The organism is Paenibacillus sp. sgz302164, assembly GCF_056120505.1.
In genome coordinates this window covers 653,576-674,144 of sequence record NZ_JBVYOL010000001.1, presented here as the reverse complement: position 1 = coordinate 674,144, position 20,569 = coordinate 653,576, and the positions used below count along the sequence as shown (strand labels likewise).

Sequence of the window (20,569 nt, the reverse complement as noted above, 5' to 3'; positions counted from 1 at the left end):
TTTGGGCGGAATCCTGTGCTACGATACACATAGGCCAGCTTGGCTATTTATTCCATGGATGGAGGGAATTCATTATTTATGAAAAGCTTGAATGGAACAAAGAGCTTGAAAGGTCTTACTATTACCGCGGCACTGGTCGCATCTTTGTCCGGAGCGATCCCGCAAGCGTTTGCAGAGGGACCGTCGGACCCGGCGCCAACGATTAACCCGTCGACACCTAACGGGAAAAAGGTGCTGTTCGACAACACGCACGCTCAGACGGCAGGAGCGGCGGACTGGGTTATCGACGGCGGCTTTTCGGATTTTGGCAATGCGCTGGGCAATGCCGGCTACTATGTAAAAGAACTGCGCAAATCCAGCCCGATTACACTTTCGGACTTATCGGCTTATGATGTTTTCGTCATTCCTGAAGCGAATATTCCGTACAAAACTTCCGAACAAACCGCTATGCTGCAATATGTGCAAGGCGGCGGCAGTATTTTCTTCATCAGCGATCATTACAATGCCGACCGGAATAAAAACCGCTGGGACGCTTCGGAAGTGTTCAACGGCTACCGCCGCGGAGCCTGGACGAATCCGGCTCTTGGCATGAGCGCGGGAGAAGCCGCTTCCTCGGCGATGCAGGGTGTTGCCAGTTCCGACTGGCTGGCGGCGAATTTTGGCATCCGGTTCCGCTACAACGCGCTCGGCGACATTACAGCGAACAATATCGTCGCTCCTTCCCAGGCATTCGGCATTACGAGCGGCGTTTCCACGGTCGCTATGCACGCGGGATCTACGTTGGCGATTACAGATCCGACAAAAGCAAAAGGCATCGTCTACTTGCCTGCGACGACTACCAAATGGGCAAACGCAGTGGATCAAGGCGTTTATAACAACGGCGGGGTGGCCGAAGGCCCTTATGTCGCGGTTTCCAAAGTAAGCGCAGGCAAAGCCGGCTTCATCGGGGATTCCTCCCCTGTGGAAGACGCCACGCCGAAATACTTGAAAGAAGAAACCGGCGGCACGAAAACGACTTATGCAGGCTTCTCGGAGCAAAACGATTCCACGCTGCTGGTAAATATGGTAAACTGGCTGGCGACAAAAGAAAGCTACACAAGCCTCACGCAAGTGCCCGGGCTTACGCTGGATACGGCAACGGCGCTTTATTCCTGGGAGCAGCCGGCCAACACGACGGAACCGCAAGCCGAACCGTGGGCAGCGCCTGCAGCCGGATACAAATGGTATGATCCGACGACTTTTAAAGCAGGCTCTTACGGAGTATCGACGACTTCGTCCAACGATCCGTACGCGTTCGTTCACCAGGCAACGCTGCCGAACAGCGCATCTTTCCCTGTCAAAATCGTCGTTAACGGGTTGACAGCCAACTCCACGACAAGCGGCTACTCGCTCGGTGTTTATACGAGCTCCGGCACCCAAGTGGCTAAAGTGCAAAATGACAGCGGCACATGGCCTTCCTCTTACGGTTATAGCGCTGCTTTCTCGTTGACTGCCGACGCCAACGGGCATGCGGAAAAAATCGTCAACGTGCAAATCAATCCGAGCGTGACGGGTGCGGCCAACATGCGCCTGCGTCTGAACAGTACAGCTAAGTATACGGAAGCTGTAACAATTGCGAATGTTGCTGTAGAACCGCTGCCATAAAAGGTATACCCGCAACGACAATCCCTTCGAACTGTGCAATAGCCGGTTCGGGGGGATTTTTTGTTCGCGGGTAGGCGGAACAAACGTCTGATCGGCCGCCGGTGTTGTGCGCGATCGACGACTTGCCCCTCTCCCGGAGGGGCGATTGCAGAACCGCACGGGGGAGCGGCTGTGAAGCCGCTTGGCAGGCCAAGCTGGGCCGGGCCGGGCCGGTCGGGGCAAGCCTGATCAGGCTGTTGTAAAGCCCCCACGTCAGAGCCTATAGCCGCAATCTGCCTGGCGGTCGCACCGTGCCTAGCTCCCAGCGCACGGTGTTTCGCTGCATGATAGCGGCCGGTCGCACCGTGTGCAGCTCCCAGCGCACGGTGTTTCGCTGCATGAATGCGGTCGGTCGACCACATGCGAAAAAAACCTGCAAAAATACATGAATTTGCGCCCTTGATACGCTGGACGCGAGAATTCCTGCAATTGTGCAGGCTTTTCGCCGCGTACAGAGGCTCGGGTTCATTTTCAACGAAAATTCCTGCACTTTTGCAGGCTTTTCGCCAAAATGAACTATGACCGTAGGAAAAGCCTGTACTTTCGCAGGTTTTCCCACCGGCCCCCGGTAGCAGCAGCGGATTATCATGATAATCATTGGAACACTTTTCCGCCAAATGTCTTATTCACCGGGGGTGGGAGAGCCAGGGATTATGTACGTAATGCCCCGCTATTTTTATACTAGGGGTTACAGGCAAGCTTGAAGGGAGGATTATGGAGCTCGAAAATGAAAGCGCTTTTTTTTGAAGCGCGAGAAGTCATTTTGTAGCAAAACAGACAAGGAGGTTAAACAATTTACATGAACAAGAAACGCATGCGAGCCACCGGTTTGGCCAGATTTTTGGCGATAATGATGTTTATCGCGTCGGTTGTACCGTTCGGGGGCAGCGAAAATGTCAAGGCTGCAGCCACATTCCCTACCGGTTGGGGGAATAAAGATATCAATGCTGCATCTGCATCCTGGCCGTCTGAGGCCGGAACAAGCACGTACGGCGCAAGCAACGGATTGGGCGTATTTACGCTAACGAGTCCGGCATCCAACAATGGAATTGTCGGCTCATCTTCCAATGGGGAGCAATTTCAGTATGCCTATATGCAAACGCCCGTAAGCGGTGAATTCAGCATAGTGGCAAGGGTAAAAGCTTTCAGCGCGAGCAGCACATCCGCTTCCGCGGGCATCGTCATCCGCAAGGCGACAGAAGCGACAACAAAGCCGGGCTATATGGGGGCACTGCTGTATTCCAGCAAAACAGCGCCGTATTACGATTTTTACGCATATTACAGATCGGCGGACGATGCAGGCACCAGCAACGGGTCAGGCATTCTTTCCAACTATGCGGGAGCAATCAATACGACGAGAACGGCCAATGGACTGGATGCGATTGACAGCGCCACAGGCATTTCCGCTCCGCAATTTATTAAAATGCGCCGTTCCGTATCAGGCGGCAATTCTGCGATTTATGTAGACTACGGCTCATTGTCGCAAGACGGTCAAACGATTTATTGGACCCAAACCAAAGGGCAGACGATAACCGGTATGACCGATGCATACATAGGCTTGGGCGTCGGAAAAGCGGCGACGGCGGCATTTGATTACATTACTCCGAATACGACGGCAGGGGCGTCAATATTCGCCCCTTCTACTGCGGTCGCTTCATTGACCGCGGTTCTGCCGATGCCTGCTCTGGATGCGCCGAGTCTGACCGCTTCCGCCGGCAGCGCAAAGGTGGATTTGGCCTGGAACACGGTTACCGGGGCTGCCTATTATAACGTAAAACGAAGCGTTGTTTCAGGCTCGTCTTACTCCGTAATTGCATCCGTGTATGGAACCGGTTATAACGATACCGGCGTCGTCAGCAACACTTCCTACTATTACGTTGTGACCGCCGCGGGCGATTACGGAGAGAGCGGAAGCTCGAACGAGGTGCAGGCCGCTCTTCAATCCTCGGTACAGGTACCCGCAGCACCGGCGGGATTGACGGCAGCCGCGGGCGATGCCAGGGTTGATCTTGCCTGGAATGCGGCCGGCGGGGCTGTTTCCTACAATGTGAAGCGGAGCGGGACCAAAGGTGGCCCTTACAGCACTGTCGCCAATGTGACCGGCACCACGTTTGCCGACACCGGATTGGCCAATGATACCCGTTATCATTACGTGGTAACGGCGCTCAATCAGGCTGGCGAAAGCGCTATCTCTGCAGAAGCGGCAGCGAAACCGATCGCCTACTTGATCGATGACAATTTTGAAAGCAGTCCTTTGCAAGAGAAGCCTGACGGATATTCGAACTTTACCGCAGAGTCTGCCGGCAACAACATCACGGTAATCAGCAACGATCAGTTGACGAATAAGTTCGGCAATGTTTCAGGCACCATAACGGGGAACTCGACCCGTGTCCTGTGGGTTAACGACAACAGCACAAGCAGGGGTGGATTTGTGAAAATTTTTGCTCCGGTCAAAGAGGGGGTTACGGCTCAGCTCGATTTTATGGAACCGGTGTTCATGGGGGATTCCTATCCATTGGAACTGGTCGACAGCTCGGGCAAAACGGCATTGACGCTGAAATTGGGCGATTACTCCTCGATGTATGTCAAAGGTACATGGATGAAATTGAAATTCGTTGCCGACGCAGGCACCAACTCGGCGGAATTGTACATCAATGACGTTTTTCAAGGCAATATGACCTTTGCCAGTCCTGTGACCGATATCGCCAAAATTCAGGCGCGTACGCCCGGCACCTCCAAGGGAAGCTTGTATATCGACAATGTTAAGGTGTACCGGCAAAGCGTGACGATACCGCAAAACGTTGCGGCGAGCGGAGCCAGCCACAAAGTGATTTTGACATGGAATCCGGCTACCGGTGTCGATTCTTACAATGTATACCGGAGCACGGTTTCCGGAGGTCCTTACAGCTTTATCGCCAATACCGCTTCTCCGGCTTATACGGATACGGGGCTTGAGAACGAAACGAATTACTATTATGTGATTACAGGTGTAAAAGCCGGCGGGGAGAGCGAAGCTTCACGTGCTGCCGTGGGATATCCGAACGATGTGCCGCCTCCGGCCGCACCGACGGCGCTGACGGCTGTCGCGAGAGACAGCGAGTTTACCTTAAATTGGAAGGCGTCCGAGGGGGCCGATTTTTATACGCTTCAAAGAAGCACGACACCGAACGGCCCGTTCCTTTCTTTATCGAATAAAACTACCGGCACGACTTATCACGACACAGGCTTGATAAACGGCATCACTTATTATTATCAGGTTGCCGCGGGCAATGTGGGCGGGACGAGCGCAGGCTCCGAGCTTGCGGCCGCGGTTTCCGGCCGTCCTTTGCAAATGCCGGCGATGCTGGGCGCCGTACCGGGCGATCAGAGGGTGGATCTCAGTTGGACGCCGGTGACACAGGCTGTTTATTATAATGTGAAAAGAAGTACGGCGAACGGCGGACCTTATACGACGATTGCCGAACATCTCAGCCAAACGACTTACAGCGATACGACTGCCGCCAACGGAATTACGTATTATTATGTGGCAACGGCGGCGAACGACAATGCGGAAAGCATGATTTCAAACCAGGTGAAAGTCTCGCCTTATGCGGCCGCGACCGGAGCTCCTGCAGTGCCCAACGGTTTGACGGCTATTGCCGGCGACGGAAGCGTTAGTTTATCCTGGAACGCCGTTCCCGATGCGGCTTCTTATGAGGTGAAGCGAAAAACAGCGGGTGGAGGCACTTATACTGTCATAGGGACGATCTCAGGCACATCGTATACGGACAACACCGCAGCGAATGTGATTAATGACAACAATTATTTTTATACTGTTGCGGCGGTGAATGCCAAAGGCAGCAGTCCCGATTCGGAGGAAATCGTCGCAGCCTCTTCGAAAGTGATAATGGTGGCGCAGGACGGCAGCGGCGATTATACGACCGTTCAGGGAGCCGTGAATGCCATTCCCGCATCCAATACGGCGCGAACGGTCATTTACGTCGGCCCTGGGACATATGTGGAAAAAGTATACATGGACCGCCCTTTCGTAAGCCTGATCGGCGCGGGGATCGATGTGACGACGATCGTATACGACGATTACGGCGGCACGAACGGCAATTCGGGCAGGCCGGGAGGCACGGCGCAAAGCTACACGTTCGGCGTTTTTGCGAACTATTTTACGGCTTCCCATTTGACGATCAGGAACAGCGCCGCACCCCGGTCGGAAAAAGGGACGGCTGTAGCTTTGCTTGTTCAAAGCGACCAATCCGTGTTTGACCATGTAAAATTGACCAGTTTCCAGGACACTTTGTACAACTATAAATCGGGGCGTCAATATTTCCGCGACAGTATCATCGAAGGCGATGTCGATTACATTTTCGGAGAGGCTCCGGCAATTGTATTTGACCGAGCGAAGCTTGTGCTTGTGAGCAATGCGGCGAGCGCAGGAACGGGCGGGGGCCATATTACGGCGGCAGGACAAAGCAATCCGGCGGATCCGGGTTACGTATTCATCAACTCGCAAATCATCGACGGCGCTTCGGCGCTGGGCACTTACGATCTTGGTCGCGCCTGGAAGGACTACGCTAACGTACGCTTCATCAATACGTTCATTAATTCCAAAAACTTCCTGGCCTCAGGCTGGGCCACTTCCTGCGCAGGCAGCTGTAAAGTGAGAAACTTCAGCGAATACAACAGCTACGGCATCGGCGCCAACCCGGCGTCCCGGGCGATTTCCACGCAAATGACGGGGACGGAAGCCAGCGTGACGATTCCGCAAATTTTTTCCGGCTGGGACCCGACGATTCCCGTTATCAGGCCGAAAATGACTTTGGAGCCATCGATATCGGTTGCGTCTGCGAATTTTGACAAAAATCCGCTCTATCAATCCGATATTCATGTGATAGCGCAAGCGGGCGGACACGCTTTGACGAAGCTTACGAATGGCGACAAGGTATTGGCTGAAGGGGATTATACGGCAGCAGGTAATGTAATTTCAATCAACAAAACGTATCTCGCTGGGCTGCCGTCAGGAACTGCAACGCTTTACGTTCATTTCGGCACCTATGCCGTGCCGTTAACCGTAAACGTGACGGATACGTCCGCTTCGGACATTGGCAGACAGGTGCTGGCCGCGAATGACGGTTGGGGAGCATTCCCGGCAGGCACCATTACAGGCGGATCGGCGGCCGCAGCCGGTACGGTAGTTACAAAACGGAGCGAGCTGATTCAGGCGCTGGGCGGCAGCAACAGCAGCAATGCAACAAATGCGACGCCGAAAATCATATATATTAGCGGGATGATCGATATGAACGTCGATGATCAGGACAATCCGTTGGGATTTGACGATTACAAGGACGAGGGCTACGATTTCCATGCATATTTGCGAGCCTACGATCCGGCAACCTGGGGCAAAACGTCTGTGCCTTCCGGCGCATTGGAGACGGCCCGGGCCAATTCGGAGAAAAAGCAAGGGGCGCAAATTCAAATCAATGTCGGTTCGAACACGACCATCGTCGGCTTGCCGGGCACCAATGCCACAATTGTGGGGGGCAATCTGCTGATCCAGAACGTAGACAACGTCATTATCCGGAATATCGAATTCCGGGATGCATTTGACTATTTCCCGCAATGGGACCCGACGGACGGCGACTCGGGCAACTGGAATTCCGCCTTTGACAGCATTACAGTCAAAGGGGCGACGCATGTCTGGATCGACCATAATACGTTCAGCGACGGCGACAATAAAGACGATTACAGCAAGCAATATTTTGGCCGCCAATACCAGCAGCATGACGGGTTGGTCGATATTACGAACGGCTCCGACCTTATAACGGTGTCTTACAACTATTTCCATGATCATGACAAAACGACGCTGATCGGCGGAAGCGACAGCTACACCGGGGACATCGGCAAAGAAAGAATTACGTTCCACCACAATTACTACAAAAATATCGTTCAGCGCGCGCCGCGCGTGCGGTATGGCCAAGTGCACATGTACAATAACTACTATGAAGGCACTTTGAATGATGCCAGTTATCCGTTCCTGTATACGATGGGAGTCGGGTATGCATCGCAAATTTACGCGCAAAACAATTACTTCAAGCAAGACACGGGCACGCAAGCGCCCGATTTAATCGGCGTATTTGCGGGAGGCACCGCATTTACGGATACAGGCTCGGTGCTGAACGGCGTCGATATGAATATTGCGCAGAGCAAAAGTTTAAGCCCTGTAAGCTGGACGCCGCTCCTGCACAACACGATCGATCCGACGCGCTCCGTGCCGGCCATTGTCTCGACAAGCGCCGGGGCTGAACGTACGACTATGGCTGCTCCGCCTGCGGCGCCGCAAGGGTTGACGGCCGCGGCAGGAGACGGGCAAGTCAGCCTGCAATGGAGCAGCGCGGCGGGAGCGGTCTCTTATCAGGTGAAACGCAGCACGGCGAACGGCGGACCTTATACGACGATCGCGGCGAACGTCGTGACCGCTTCGTATACGGATACCGGAGTCACGAACGGTACGACTTATTATTACGTCGTAACAGCGGTAAATGCCGACGGGGAAAGCGCCCTGTCCGGCGAGGCGTCGGCGGCTCCGAAGCAAGCATCCGGTTCGGGTTCCTCCGGCGGAAACGATAGTGGCAGTGGAAGCGGTAGCGGTAGTGGCAATGGCAGCGGCGGTGACACGGCGGCAGCAGGTCAGACCGTGGAAGCCAATTCGGCTGGAGCGCGAATCACGAATGTTGCTAGTGCGCTTGACACAACGGCGGATGGACGCAAGGTTGCGAGCGTAACCATTGAAGCTGCGGCTTTAACGAAAGCTGCGGCGGCTTTGCAGGGTTCGAGCCGAACGATCGCCGTGGAAGTGGCGGGCGGCGAGGCGGGAGCGAAGGTGCTGCTGCCGGCAGCGGCAGTGCAAGAAGCGCAGCGCATAGCGCCGAATGCGGTGTTTAGCGTGAAGCGGGACGGCTTGACGCTCAGCTTTCCGCTGCATTCGTTCGATATTGCGAAGCTGTCCGGCGAAATGAACGCTGATCCCGGCGGCGTCATGCTTCAGATTACGGTCGGGGATGTATCCGACGCGGCAGCGGACGCAATCGCCCGGCGTACCGGGCAAGCGGGCTTGAAGCTTCAGGCCGGCGCAACGGAAATCGCGATCGGCGCGGAAGCGGGAGGCCGGCAAGCAGCCGTAAGCAACTTTAACGGCGCTTACGCAGCGGCCGTACTCGATGTGCCGGGTAATCCCGACCCCGCCCGATTAACGGCGGTTTCGTACGATCCCGATTCCGGCGAACTGCGCTTCGTTCCGGCCGTGATCGACGTATCCGGCGGCGCGGCGCACATTACCGTCAAAATGCGTACGACGGGCATCATCACGCTTGTGGAATCAGTCAAATCTTTCCATGATATGAACGGTCATTGGGCGAAAGCGGATGTGGAGCTTCTGGCTTCGAAGCTCGTGATTCAAGGCGTGTCCGCGCAGGACTTTGCGCCGCAAGCGCCGGTCAGCCGCGCTGAATTTGCCGCCCTGCTGGCCCGGGCTCTCGGCTTGCCGCAGGAGCGTAAGGGGGTGGGGTACTCCGATGTAAAAGCAAGCGACTGGTATGCGGGCGCGGTAGCCGCCGCAGCCAAAGCGGGCATTGTAGAAGGCTTCGCAGACGGCAGCTTCCTGCCGAACGCCGGCATCACGCGGGAGCAAGCCGCGGTGATGATCGCCCGCGCCCTGGAAGCCGCAGGCAAAAAGCCGGCGGCGGAAGGCCAAGGAGCCGCGGCCTTTGCGGATGCGCAGGAGATCGCCGGCTATGCCAGGAACGCCGTCGCGGCGGCAGTGCGCGCAGGCATCGTGGACGGCGTAGCGGACCGCATGTTCATGCCTGGAGCAGGCACAACGCGCGCGGAAGCGGCCGTTATGCTGAGGCGCCTGCTTCAGTACGCAGAGCTGCTGAATTAAAGGTGCCCCCGCAGTACCGGCAGGCTATCCCCGCGGAGCGCATGTGGTCAAACCGCCCGCGTCTTGCAGCGAACCGCCGCGTGTTGGGTGCAGCGCGCGGTGCTGCAGGCTGCCAGAGAAAGGCCGGGTTCTCGGCTGACTTGCCGGAAGGTGCCGCCCTGCCCGGTCGCGCCGAGGACCGGCTCATCCGCGGTGAGGCGTCGCTGCGCACCCGCTGCGCACCCGCTGCGCACCCGCTGCGCACCCGCTGCGCACCCGCTGCGCACCCGCTGCGCACCCGCTGCGCACCCGCTGCGCACCCGCTGCGCACCCGCTGCGCACCCGCTGCGCACCCGCTGCGCACCCGCTGCGCACCCGCTGCGCACCCGCTGCGCACCCGCTGCGCACCCGCTGCGCACCCGCTGCGCACCCGCTGCGCACCCGCTGCGCACCCGCTGCGCACCCGCTGCGCACCCGCTGCGCACCCGCTGCGCACCCGCTGCGCACCCGCTGCGCACCCGCTGCGCACCCGCTGCGCACCCGCTGCGCACCCGCTGCGCACCCGCTGCGCACCCGCTGCGCACCCGCTGCGCACCCGCTGCGCACCCGCTGCGCACCCGCTGCGCACCCGCTGCGCACCCGCTGCGCACCCGCTGCGCACCCGCTGCGCACCCGCTGCGCACCCGCTGCGCACCCGCTGCGCACCCGCTGCGCACCCGCTGCGCACCCGCTGCGCACCCGCTGCGCACCCGCTGCGCACCCGCTGCGCACCCGCTGCGCACCCGCTGCGCACCCGCTGCGCACCCGCTGCGCACCCGCTGCGCACCCGCTGCGCACCCGCTGCGCACCCGCTGCGCACCCGCTGCGCACCCGCTGCGCACCCGCTGCGCACCCGCTGCGCACCCGCTGCGCACCCGCTGCGCACCCGCTGCGCACCCGCTGCGCACCCGCTGCGCACCCGCTGCGCACCCGCTGCGCACCCGCTGCGCACCCGCTGCGCACCCGCTGCGCACCCGCCGCGCACCCGCTGCGCACCCGCTGCGCACCCGCTGCGCACCCGCCTGCGCACTCGCTCGCGTACCCGCTAGCGCACTCGCTAGCGCACCCGCCTGCGCACTCGCTCGCGTACCCGCCTGCGCACTCGCTAGCGCACCCGCCTGCGCACTCGCTCGCGTACCCGCTAGCGCACTCGCTAGCGCACCCGCCTGCGCACTCGCTCGCGTACCCGCTAGCGCACTCGCTAGCGCACCCGCCTGCGCACTCGCTCGCGTACCCGCCTGCGCACTCGCTAGCGCACCCGCCTGCGCACTCGCTCGCGTACCCGCCTGCGCACCCGCTGCGCACCCGCTGCGCACCCGCTGCGCACCCGCTGCGCACCCGCCTGCGCACTCGCCTGCGCACTCGCTCGCGCACCCGCTGCGCACCCGCCTGCGCACCCGCCTGAGCACTCGCTCGCGTACCCGCCTGAGCACTCGCTCGCGCACTCGTTCGCGTACCCGCTAGCGCACTCGCATGCGCCCCCACATGCGTGGGTTACGTCGCTGTATGACGGAAGGTCATGCGACAGCTTGGCTTGGCAGGTCGGCCGATGGGAAAACCTGCAAAAGTGCAGGAATTTTCCGTGGAAATGGCTCATTTTGGCGAAAAGCCTGCAAAAGTGCAGCAATTTTTGACAACAATGAATGTTGAGCCCATATGTCGGGAAAAAGCCTGCACAATTGCAGGAATTGCGCGAAGTAAGCGCATGAAGGAGCAAAAACCTGTACTTTTGCAGGCATTTTCGCGAAAAGCTAAACAGTTTGCGTGGCCGGCTCTGGTGGAGGCTTTTCAACAGCTTGCGCTTGCATGACGGCGGTCGGCCGCCACCTAAGGGCCCTCACGCGGCACCCACTTGTGAAAATATCGTGAACTTGAGCGTGTACAGAGGCCAAAACGCAGGAACGCTTCCTTGTCCGTATCGTTTGAATTCGGTTATACTAAAGAAAACCATTTCAAAACGATGTGGAGGCGTCAAATGTTCAGCGTAATGATTTTTTTACACGTGATTAGTGCTTTGCTGTTGGGGGTTTATGTCGTGTTTCCTTTTGTAGCGGGACGCGCGGCGTCGTTGTCGGGAGCAGGACAGGAGAGCTTTGTCGGCTTGCTTTCTTTTTTTAACCGCATGGGCCAGTTTGCCTTGATCGTATCGTTTATTACCGGCGGTGCGATGATCCATTCGGCCGGCGTATCGGTGCCTTGGATGATCATTTCGGTCGTGCTTTTGCTGATCATCGGAGCCGTAACCGGCATGCTCGGTTCGAGAATGAAAAAGCTGGTCGCTGCAGCTAAGGCAGGAACCAGCGTAGTATCGGATGCGGCAAAAATCAGAGCATACAGCTGGATTGCGGCCATTGCCGTCATCGTTGCCGTATTTTTCATGCTCAACCGCAGCATCCTGTAGTTATTCGGATAGTTCGTCCAGCGTTTTTTCCAGGCTAGGGGCCATATACTGCAAAAAGTAATCGACTTCGGGCATGTCCATTCGTTGAATGGCTTGCTCGATTTGTTTTTTGGCGGTGCCGAATTCGCGGTTGCCGGCCGACAGCTCGGTGACGCATTTGAGGTAAGCGTCGAGCAAATCGGCGGCTTTGACGTAGCGGCTTAGCTCGGTGTTCTCGCCTTTCCCCGTTATAAGCGGCTTATACGCGGTTTTCAGCGCGTCGGGGATCGTCTGGAGCAGCTTGTCGGCGGCCAGCGCTTCGATTTGGCGGAAATTGCTCAGAATATCCGAGTTATGATGCTTGACCGGAGTCGGAATGTCGCCTGTGATCACTTCCGTCGCATCGTGGAACAAGGCGAGGGAAATAGCCTGACCGACCGGAATGTCCCGGCCGAACACTTCATTGGCGATAGTGCACAGCATATGGGTAAGAATGGAAACGTGATAAGAATGCTCCGCTACGTTTTCTTTGAGCGTATTGCGCATTAGACTCCATCGCTCGATATATCGCAGGCGGTATAAATAAGCAAAAAAATCGCTATTTGTCGTCATGCTTGCATGCTCCTCATTCTTGTTGTTTGACGCTCGGCGTCACCCGTTCGGCCACCTTGCCGGTGACGGGGGTGTAGACGAGCGGCAGCCCGATCAGCGCTTGCAGGTCGTCAAGCGCTATCGTGACCCGCCCGTGCTCGCGCAGCACGGGCTGGCGCAGCGGGACGCGCTCCTCGCCGCGCGCCGCTTCCGCGGCATTCACCCGCAGGGTGAATGCCTGATCGCGCAGGCGGAGCTGAAGCGCTCCGCCGTCAAGGACCGCGCTGCCGCCGAGCTGCTCGGCGGCGGCAGCCGCGTCCACGCGCAGCGGGGCTGTGCCCGGCTGCGCGACGATGCGCCGCTGGATCGAGCGGTGAAGCAGCTCCGGCGTAATGCCGGGGCTGCCCGCGTTGATCCGCGGGATGCGCAGCAGATCGGCGCTGCGCGTCGCCATATCGGGCGTAATCGTGAAGGCGTAGCGGATGCCCGCCTGCTGAACGAGCTGCACCGCCTGGTCGCTGTTGATGCCGAACGGATACGCCATCGTGTCGATCGGGGTATCGCTCAGCGCATCCAGCTTGCCCTTGCAGGCGGTCGTATCTTTGAGAATCCGCTGCTTGTAGGCTTCGTCGGATTCGGGCTGCCCGTCCGTATTCGTCCTTCCGACGAGTGCGGCTTGTCCGCTCGGCAGCTTGTTGTGAAGGTTGTCCGTATGACAGCCGACATTGATGAAATTCGTATCATGGACCATCTCGCGGATCTGATCCTTCGACATGGAAGGAATGTAGGAACCGAGCGGATTGGCCAAATCTGTCGTAATGACGAAGTTCACGGCGGGAATGCGCAAGCTTTTTAATAGAGGCAGAGCTGACGTGTAAAAGCTTTGGTAGCCGTCGTCGAAGGTGACGAGCACAGCGTTGGAAGGGACGCTGGCGCCTCCCATGTAAGCTTTGAATTCGCTTAGCGAAATAAAATGATACCCTTTGCTCAGCAAATATTGCAGCTGTTTCTGAAACAGCGCGGACGTAATCGTGCTGGAGCTTGTGTCCGTATCGTGAATATGATGATACATGAGTACGGCGACTTGGTCTTCATAATAGATTTGTCCGGCTCTGTCGGCGTGAAGCGGGCCAAGCAGCAGGCTGATGCCTATGATGCCTAGCAGAAAGGTAATTCCGATTTTTTTGAACATGCGGTGAATTCTCCTGTTTTCTCGGATTGAACGTCGAACTGTCCTATCGCGGTATGCTATAATAAATGATAATGATTATAATTTTGTTTTCAGAGAGGAGCCTTTCTTGTTATGCAGCATTTTTACCAGAGTGTCTATGATTTGATTGTCGAAACTTCCACGAACCTTCCAGGCGACGTGCGGCGTGCTGTTCAAGCGGCTCAGCAGCGCGAAGACGGCGGAACCCGTTCCGCGCTTTCATTGTCACGGATTGCGGATAACATTCATATGGCGGAATGCAACGTGTCCCCGATTTGCCAGGATACGGGCATGCCCACGTTTATTATACACTGTCCGGTTGGAGCAAACCAACTCGTCATGAAAAAGCACATTCTTGAAGCGGTGGCGCAGGCGACGAAAGACAGCAAGCTTCGCACGAACTCGGTGGATTCGCTTACGGGTGCGAATACGGGGGACAACCTCGGGCCCGGAACGCCGGTTATTCATTTTGAGCAATGGGAAAAAGACGACATTGAAGTGAAGCTCATCCTGAAAGGCGGCGGCTGCGAAAACAAAAACATTCAGTACAGCCTGCCCGCCGAGCTTGAAGGAGTGGGCAAAGCGGGACGCGACCTCGACGGTATCCGCAAATGCATTATGCACGCGGTCTACCAGGCGCAAGGCCAGGGCTGCAGCGCAGGCTTCATCGGCGTCGGCATCGGCGGCGACCGCACAAGCGGCTACGAATTGGCGAAGCATCAATTGTTCCGCCATGTGGATGACGTGAACCCGCATCCGGACCTGCGCAAGCTGGAAGAATACGTGATGGACAACGCCAACACGCTCGGCATCGGCACGATGGGCTTTGGCGGTCAAGTGACGCTGCTTGGCTGTAAGGTCGGAGTGGCGAACCGTCTGCCGGCGAGCTTCTTCGTATCCGTCGCGTACAACTGCTGGGCATTTCGCCGTCAAGGCGTCGTGCTTGATGCGGGCAGCGGCGAAATCAAAGGCTGGTCGTATCCGCGTGGAACGGAAGTATCCTTCAAGGAAGCGTTCGAAGCTGGTGCCAAGGAAGAGGACGACAGCGAGTCCGAGCGCCGCGAAATTGTGCTGACGACGCCGATTTCCGAAGAGCAGATCCGCTCGCTGAAAGTCGGCGACGTGGTCGTGATCAACGGCACGATGCATACGGGACGCGACGCCCTGCACAAATATTTGATGGATCACGACGCTCCGGTCGATTTGAACGGCGCCGCTATCTATCACTGCGGACCGGTGATGAGCAAGGATCAGGCAGGCGAGTGGCATGTGAGAGCGGCCGGACCGACGACGAGCATCCGCGAGGAGCCTTACCAGGGCGATATTATTAAAAAGTTCGGCATCCGCGCTGTAATCGGAAAAGGCGGCATGGGAGCCAAGACGCTGGCCGCACTTAAAGAGCACGGCGGCGTGTATTTGAATGCGATCGGTGGTGCCGCGCAGTACTACGCACGTTGTTTTAAGAAAGTCGAAGGCGTGGACTTCATGGAGTTCGGCATTCCGGAAGCGATGTGGCATCTGCAAACCCAAGGGTTCGCCGCCATCGTCACGATGGATTCGCACGGCAACAGCTTGCATGCCGATGTGGAAAAAAGCTCGCTGGAGAAGCTGTCGCTTTTGAAAGAGCCAGTATTCAAATAACCGCCGGTTTACAAAAAAAATACTGGATTTGGCACGGGGAAAAGGGATACTATGTAGAGTAGCCCTTTTTCTTTTTACCCAACATTGAACAGGCAGTCGAATGGAGGACCGGCGGATGACGAAATTCCGTGCCAAACTGACTTTGATTTTGATCTTACTAATCGGATTTTCGATGCTGATTGCAGGTCTGTTTATGGCCAAAGTGCTCGAAGATTCGCATATTGAAGCGCTGCAGGACAACATGAAGCGGGAACTGCAGGTGATTTTGGCTACGGGCGATTGGAGGCACAGCGGCAGCGAAAGCGAGCTGATAGCTTACTATACGGACCAAGCGCTGAAAATCAAGCAGAGCACGGATGCGAGACTGACCTTTGTGCGTGCCGACGGGCTCGTTCTGGGCGATTCCGATCAAGATCCGAAGCAGATGGACAACCATTTGAGCAGACCTGAAATTGCCGAGGCCGGCGGGCCGAACGAAGTCGGCTACATTACCCGATACAGCGGTACGCTCAAGGAAAAGATGCTGTACGCGGCTATCCCCGTCAAAAACGGCAAAGAGATAACCGGATATTTGCGCATCGCGATGAGCCTGGAGCAGGTCGATGCGTCGATCCGCAACCTTTGGTATTTCCTAATCGCCGGATTGGGCATCCTGTTTGTTATAGTAGGCATCATCAGCTACCGGATCGCTCGGGACATCACCCGGCCGATTGAAAATATGACCAAAGTCGCGATGCAAATTACGAATATGAACTATCAGGCGCGCGTCTCATCCTTAAGCAAAGACGAGGTCGGCCAGCTCGGGCAAGCGATCAACCGGATGTCCGAAAGCTTGCAGGAACAGATGGAGCGCATTCAGGAGAACGAGCGGCGGCTGCAGGGCGTTTTGGAAAACATGGTGAGCGGCATCGTGATGGTTGACCGGAACGAGCGGATCGTGCTGCTGAATCCTTCCGCCGAGTACATTCTCGGCTTTTCCGCGCAGGAGCTTCTGGGCAAAAGGTATAGCGAGGCGAAGCAGCAGTATGAGTTCGCCAAGCTGATTCAAGAGTGCATCGAAACGAAGGAACCTATCCGCGACGAGATGATTTTTTATTATCCGTCCGAACGCATCCTTGAATTGAACTTGAACCCGATTTCTCACGATGACGAGGAATGGGCAGGCGTCCTGATCGTCCTTCACGACATCACCGCAGTGCGCCGGCTGGAGCGGATGCGCAGCGAGTTCGTAGCCAACGTGTCCCACGAGCTGAAGACGCCGATTGCCGCAGTAAAAGGTTTTGCCGAAACGCTGCTCGCGGGAGCGCTGAACGATAAGGAGACGGCGGAATCGTTTTTGCGAATTATTTTCGATGAGAGCGAGCGGCTGAACCGTCTGATCGGAGACATTCTGGAATTGTCCAAAATCGAATCCAAGCGCATTCCGATGCATTTTTCGCCCGTGCATGTCGTTGAATTTATGGAAAAGACAATAAACGTGATGCGCACGGAAGCGGAGAAAAAGAACATCGAGCTGTGCCTGCAGGTTCAGGACGATATTTATTTGGAAGCGGACGAGGACCGGCTGCGGCAAATATTTATTAATTTGCTCTCCAACGGGATCAATTACACGCAGGATGGCGGCAAGGTGAAAGTGCGGGTCGAACCGCTGGACATGAATGCCCTCGGCGACTATGAGCGGCTGCGGGTCATCGTATCGGATACCGGGATGGGTATTCCGAAAAAGGATTTGCCGCGCATATTCGAGCGGTTTTACCGGGTGGATAAAGCGCGCTCCAGAAGTTCAGGCGGAACCGGGCTCGGGCTGTCCATCGTCAAGCATTTGGTGGAGCTGCACAAAGGAACGATCCGGGTCGAGAGCGAAGTCGGCATCGGCACCAAATTTACAATTGAACTGCCTGTCATCCACTAATTTACACGGGATTAATAAAATGTTTACATTCTCTTTACAAAACGGTGCTACGATGAGATTATTGCAAAGTGTTAAAATACTGTAAATTCGGGGGATCCCATGGCTCAAAAAATTTTAGTTATAGAAGATGAACCTACCTTAGCCAGACTGCTCTCATACAATTTATCGCAGGAAGGTTATGATACGAAGGTTGTCGATCATGGTGGCGACGGACTACAAGAGGCTTTGCAGCAAAATTACGATCTCGTTATTCTCGATATTATGCTTCCGGGCCTGAACGGGTTTGAAGTTTTGACCAAATTGAGACAAAAGGGCAACAGCACGCCGGTCGTTATTTTAACGGCCCGCAATGCGGAGGACGAAGTCGTCCAAGGTTTGAAGCACGGGGCTGACGACTATATTACGAAGCCTTTCGGCGTAGCCGAGCTTCTCGCTCGCGTATCCGCCGTGCTGCGCAGAACGCAGCCGGACGAGCTGCTGTCGGACAAACAAAAGTCGGCCGATAAAGTGATACAAGCCGGAGATTTGTTCATTTATCCGGAAAAATACGAAGTTATTTTGAACGGGGAATCGATTCCGCTGCGTCCCAAAGAGTTCGAGGTGCTGCTGTATCTCGTTCAGCGGCCAGGCGTTGTCGTGACGCGGGACGATTTGATGAATATCGTCTGGGGCTTCGACTACATCGGCGGTCAGCGGACGGTTGACGTTCACGTCAGCTCGCTGCGTAAAAAGCTCGAAATGAACCAGCAATCGGTGCAAATCGATTCGATTCGCGGCGTCGGCTACAAGCTGATCGCAGGTACGGTAAAAAAATAATGAGCCTGGGGCATGCTGATTGGCAGCCGCCCAGGCTCATTTTTGCACATACAGCACGTATACGCCTTCTCCCGCGGGCTCGCTCGCAACGCGGCATCCGCGTTCGCGAAACCAGCTCGCGGCTGAGGAGAGCACCGGATACAGCTCGACCTGGCTGTGCATCATCGGCAGCTTGCCGGCCCCTGAATCGATCAGCTTGCGGAGAAACTGCTGCTGTTCGGACGGCTCTTTGAGCATATAGTCGCAAATGCATATTTTTCCGCCCGGCCGCACGACCCGCAGCATCTCTTCCCAGGCCAGCGGCCTTTGCTGCTCGGTAAAGTGGTGCATGGCGAAGCTGCTGACGGCAAAATCAAACAGGCCGTCCATATAAGGAATCGCGAGCGCGTTGCCGAGCTTGACTTCGATCTCGGGGTGCTTGAGCCCGCACACCTTGAGCATCTGCTTTGACTGGTCGATGGCCGACATTTGGGCGCCGAGGCGCTGCAGCTTCGCGGCTAGGTTGCCCGTGCCTGTGCCGATGTCCAGCCCTTTGTCGCCCGGCGCCGGCGCGATGAACGCTGCGATGGCCTGCAGCGCGGTTTCGTACGCCGCTCCTGCCTTTCGGCCGCCGCCGCGCCGTCCGGGACCGGGATGAGCGGCTGTCCCGTCGGCCAGAAGCTGGTCGAATTTCACGGCTTTGGCGTCGAAGTCCCAATGGTCCCGCCAGCTTTTGCGCAAATCCCGCACCGCTTTGCTTTGCCGGGCAAGTTCGTACAGCTGCTCCGTCGGCAGCTGTTGATTGTGTTTGGCGGCCTCGATCATTTGGTCCATCGTGGCGATGACCTGCTTCATTTCCGTCCACTGCTGGAAAAGCAAGGACCGCTGCAGCTGCAGCGCTTGCAGCACTTCTTCCTGGCCGCTAGGCACCGCGGTTTCCAGCGTCCGGCGAATATCTTGCAGCGGCATGCCGACCTCGCGCAGCGAAATGATCGTCTGGAGCCGCCAAGCGTCCTGCTCGGTATAGGTGCGGTAACCGTTTTCCTTCAGCTTGGACGGCGAGAGCAGCCCTTTTTGCTCATAAAAGCGTATCGCCCTGGCCGTAATGCCGAGCTTTCGGGAAATTTCATGAATGAGCACCCTTTTTGCGCCTCCTTTTTTCCCCGTATGACAAAATCGCATACAAGTTGCACCAGATCCGAAATTTTCTTTTTTTGCCTGTTTGTTATACTTTCATTGTACAAGGTGAATGCTCATTAGAAAAGAATGTACAGTTCTGTTGGGGCACAAGGAGGAAAAAGTTAATGTCCAAAACGTATCGAATTGCGATTATCGGCTGCGGAGGAATAGCGAACGGCAAGCATCTGCCGAGCTTAAGCAAATTAGGCAATGTGGAAATGGTCGCTTTTTGCGATATTGTCACGGAAAGAGCGCATGACGCGGCAAACAAATACGGCAAAGGCGAAGCCCGCGTCTATGCGGATTACCGCGAACTGCTGCAGGACGGCTCGATCGACATCGTGCACGTCTGCACGCCTAACGATTCCCATGCGGACATCACGATCGCCGCGCTGGAATCCGGCAAGCATGTTATGTGCGAGAAGCCGATGGCGAAGACGGCGGCCGACGCCCGCCGCATGGTCGAAGCCGCGAAGCGGACAGGCCGCAAGCTGACGATCGGCTACAACAACCGCTTCCGCAGCGACAGTCAGCATCTTCATGGGCTGTGCGCCGACGGCGAGCTGGGCGAAATTTATTTTGCCAAGGCGCACGCCATTCGCCGCCGCGCCGTTCCGACATGGGGCGTATTCCTCGATGAGGAGAAGCAGGGCGGAGGTCCGCTGATCGATATCGGGACCCATGCGCTGGATTTGACGCTGTGGATGATGAACAACTACAAGCCGAAGGTTGTGCTTGGTACGTCCTACCATAAGCTGTCCCAGCGTGAAAACGCGGCCAATGCCTGGGGACCATGGGACCCGTCCACGTTCACGGTGGAGGATTCGGCTTTTGGCATGATTACGATGCAAAACGGTGCAACAATCATGCTCGAATCCAGCTGGGCATTGAACTCTCTTGAAGTCGACGAAGCGAAGTGCACGCTGTGCGGCACAGAGGGCGGCGCCGACATGAAGGACGGCCTGCGCATTAATGGCGAGAAGAACAGCCGCCTGTTCACGACGAACGTCGAGCTGAACGCCGGCGGCGTAGCTTTCTACGACGGCGCCGTGGATAATGCGCAGGATCTGGAGATGCGCCTGTGGATCGAAGCGATCGATAAAGATATCGAGCCTGTCGTCACACCGGAGCAAGCTTGCGTCGTCTCCGAAATTTTGGAGGCGATCTACGAATCCGCGAGAACGGGTAAGGCGGTTTATTTCGACTAAGCCCGACATTTCCTGGGAAATA

Annotated in this window: 11 protein-coding genes and 2 pseudogenes; 10 read left to right on the top strand and 3 right to left on the bottom strand. The window is 56.7% G+C overall.

All coding sequences use genetic code 11. The features are described 5' to 3' along the window. The first annotated feature begins 78 nt into the window (after nucleotides 1-78). The 6 genes and pseudogenes from AC0LWT_RS02955 (at nucleotide 79) to AC0LWT_RS02930 (ending at nucleotide 12,032) form a co-directional block, all read left to right on the top strand. Entirely contained in the window at nucleotides 79-1,644 is a 1,566-nt protein-coding gene (locus AC0LWT_RS02955) for a DNA-binding protein (protein ID WP_474679705.1), read from the top strand. An 838-nt stretch (nucleotides 1,645-2,482) separates the two neighbouring features. After that, nucleotides 2,483-6,712: pseudogene (locus AC0LWT_RS02950) on the top strand (pectinesterase family protein); the annotation flags it as partial. After that, a pseudogene (locus tag AC0LWT_RS02945) lies at nucleotides 6,686-7,987 on the top strand (pectate lyase family protein); the annotation flags it as partial. The pseudogenes AC0LWT_RS02950 and AC0LWT_RS02945, both read left to right, overlap by 27 nt. After that, entirely contained in the window at nucleotides 7,988-9,613 is a 1,626-nt protein-coding gene (locus tag AC0LWT_RS02940) for an S-layer homology domain-containing protein (RefSeq protein ID WP_474679853.1), read from the top strand. 1,567 nt (nucleotides 9,614-11,180) lie between these two features. After that, nucleotides 11,181-11,441 (top strand): hypothetical protein, encoded by a 261-nt coding sequence (locus AC0LWT_RS02935; RefSeq protein WP_474679704.1) that lies wholly within the window; start codon nucleotides 11,181-11,183, stop codon nucleotides 11,439-11,441. Between the two features lie 165 nt (nucleotides 11,442-11,606). Continuing rightward, entirely contained in the window at nucleotides 11,607-12,032 is a 426-nt protein-coding gene (locus tag AC0LWT_RS02930) for a hypothetical protein (protein ID WP_474679703.1), read from the top strand. Here AC0LWT_RS02930 and yfbR read toward each other — a convergent pair whose 3' ends face one another. Together yfbR and AC0LWT_RS02920 are read right to left on the bottom strand one after the other, a co-directional pair. After that, nucleotides 12,033-12,623, bottom strand: coding sequence for a 5'-deoxynucleotidase (gene yfbR / locus AC0LWT_RS02925; protein ID WP_474679702.1), 591 nt, complete (start codon nucleotides 12,621-12,623; stop codon nucleotides 12,033-12,035). Nucleotides 12,624-12,636: 13 nt separating this feature from the next. Further along, nucleotides 12,637-13,794, bottom strand: a complete 1,158-nt coding sequence (locus tag AC0LWT_RS02920; protein ID WP_474679701.1) for a polysaccharide deacetylase family protein — start codon at nucleotides 13,792-13,794, stop codon at nucleotides 12,637-12,639. 111 nt (nucleotides 13,795-13,905) lie between these two features. Here AC0LWT_RS02920 and AC0LWT_RS02915 point away from each other — a divergent pair, with 111 nt between their 5' ends. The 3 genes from AC0LWT_RS02915 (at nucleotide 13,906) to AC0LWT_RS02905 (ending at nucleotide 18,181) form a co-directional block, all read left to right on the top strand. Further along, nucleotides 13,906-15,453 (top strand): fumarate hydratase, encoded by a 1,548-nt coding sequence (locus AC0LWT_RS02915; protein WP_474679700.1) that lies wholly within the window; start codon nucleotides 13,906-13,908, stop codon nucleotides 15,451-15,453. A gap of 115 nt (nucleotides 15,454-15,568) precedes the next feature. Further along, the gene (pnpS, locus tag AC0LWT_RS02910) at nucleotides 15,569-17,365 is read left to right on the top strand and encodes a two-component system histidine kinase PnpS (RefSeq protein ID WP_474679699.1); all 1,797 of its coding nucleotides are present in this window, start codon (nucleotides 15,569-15,571) and stop codon (nucleotides 17,363-17,365) included. 99 nt (nucleotides 17,366-17,464) lie between these two features. Next, nucleotides 17,465-18,181, top strand: coding sequence for a response regulator transcription factor (locus tag AC0LWT_RS02905; RefSeq protein ID WP_474679698.1), 717 nt, complete (start codon nucleotides 17,465-17,467; stop codon nucleotides 18,179-18,181). A gap of 36 nt (nucleotides 18,182-18,217) precedes the next feature. Here AC0LWT_RS02905 and AC0LWT_RS02900 read toward each other — a convergent pair whose 3' ends face one another. Next, complete coding sequence (locus AC0LWT_RS02900) at nucleotides 18,218-19,300, bottom strand: MerR family transcriptional regulator (RefSeq protein WP_474679697.1); 1,083 nt, start codon at nucleotides 19,298-19,300, stop codon at nucleotides 18,218-18,220. 164 nt (nucleotides 19,301-19,464) lie between these two features. Here AC0LWT_RS02900 and AC0LWT_RS02895 point away from each other — a divergent pair, with 164 nt between their 5' ends. Then, nucleotides 19,465-20,547, top strand: coding sequence for a Gfo/Idh/MocA family protein (locus AC0LWT_RS02895; RefSeq protein WP_474679696.1), 1,083 nt, complete (start codon nucleotides 19,465-19,467; stop codon nucleotides 20,545-20,547). Nucleotides 20,548-20,569: the final 22 nt, after the last annotated feature.

Bases quoted from the DNA above. Each gene is read 5' to 3' on its own strand.
- yfbR (WP_474679702.1), bottom strand. From the start codon at position 12,623: ATGACGACAAATAGCGATTTTTTTGCTTATTTATACCGCCTGCGATAT.
- AC0LWT_RS02930 (WP_474679703.1), top strand. From the start codon at position 11,607: ATGTTCAGCGTAATGATTTTTTTACACGTGATTAGTGCTTTGCTGTTG.
- AC0LWT_RS02940 (WP_474679853.1), top strand. From the start codon at position 7,988: ATGGCTGCTCCGCCTGCGGCGCCGCAAGGGTTGACGGCCGCGGCAGGA.
- AC0LWT_RS02955 (WP_474679705.1), top strand. From the start codon at position 79: ATGAAAAGCTTGAATGGAACAAAGAGCTTGAAAGGTCTTACTATTACC.
- AC0LWT_RS02915 (WP_474679700.1), top strand. From the start codon at position 13,906: ATGCAGCATTTTTACCAGAGTGTCTATGATTTGATTGTCGAAACTTCC.
- AC0LWT_RS02920 (WP_474679701.1), bottom strand. From the start codon at position 13,794: ATGTTCAAAAAAATCGGAATTACCTTTCTGCTAGGCATCATAGGCATC.
- pnpS (WP_474679699.1), top strand. From the start codon at position 15,569: ATGACGAAATTCCGTGCCAAACTGACTTTGATTTTGATCTTACTAATC.
- AC0LWT_RS02895 (WP_474679696.1), top strand. From the start codon at position 19,465: ATGTCCAAAACGTATCGAATTGCGATTATCGGCTGCGGAGGAATAGCG.
- AC0LWT_RS02905 (WP_474679698.1), top strand. From the start codon at position 17,465: ATGGCTCAAAAAATTTTAGTTATAGAAGATGAACCTACCTTAGCCAGA.
- AC0LWT_RS02935 (WP_474679704.1), top strand. From the start codon at position 11,181: ATGGGAAAACCTGCAAAAGTGCAGGAATTTTCCGTGGAAATGGCTCAT.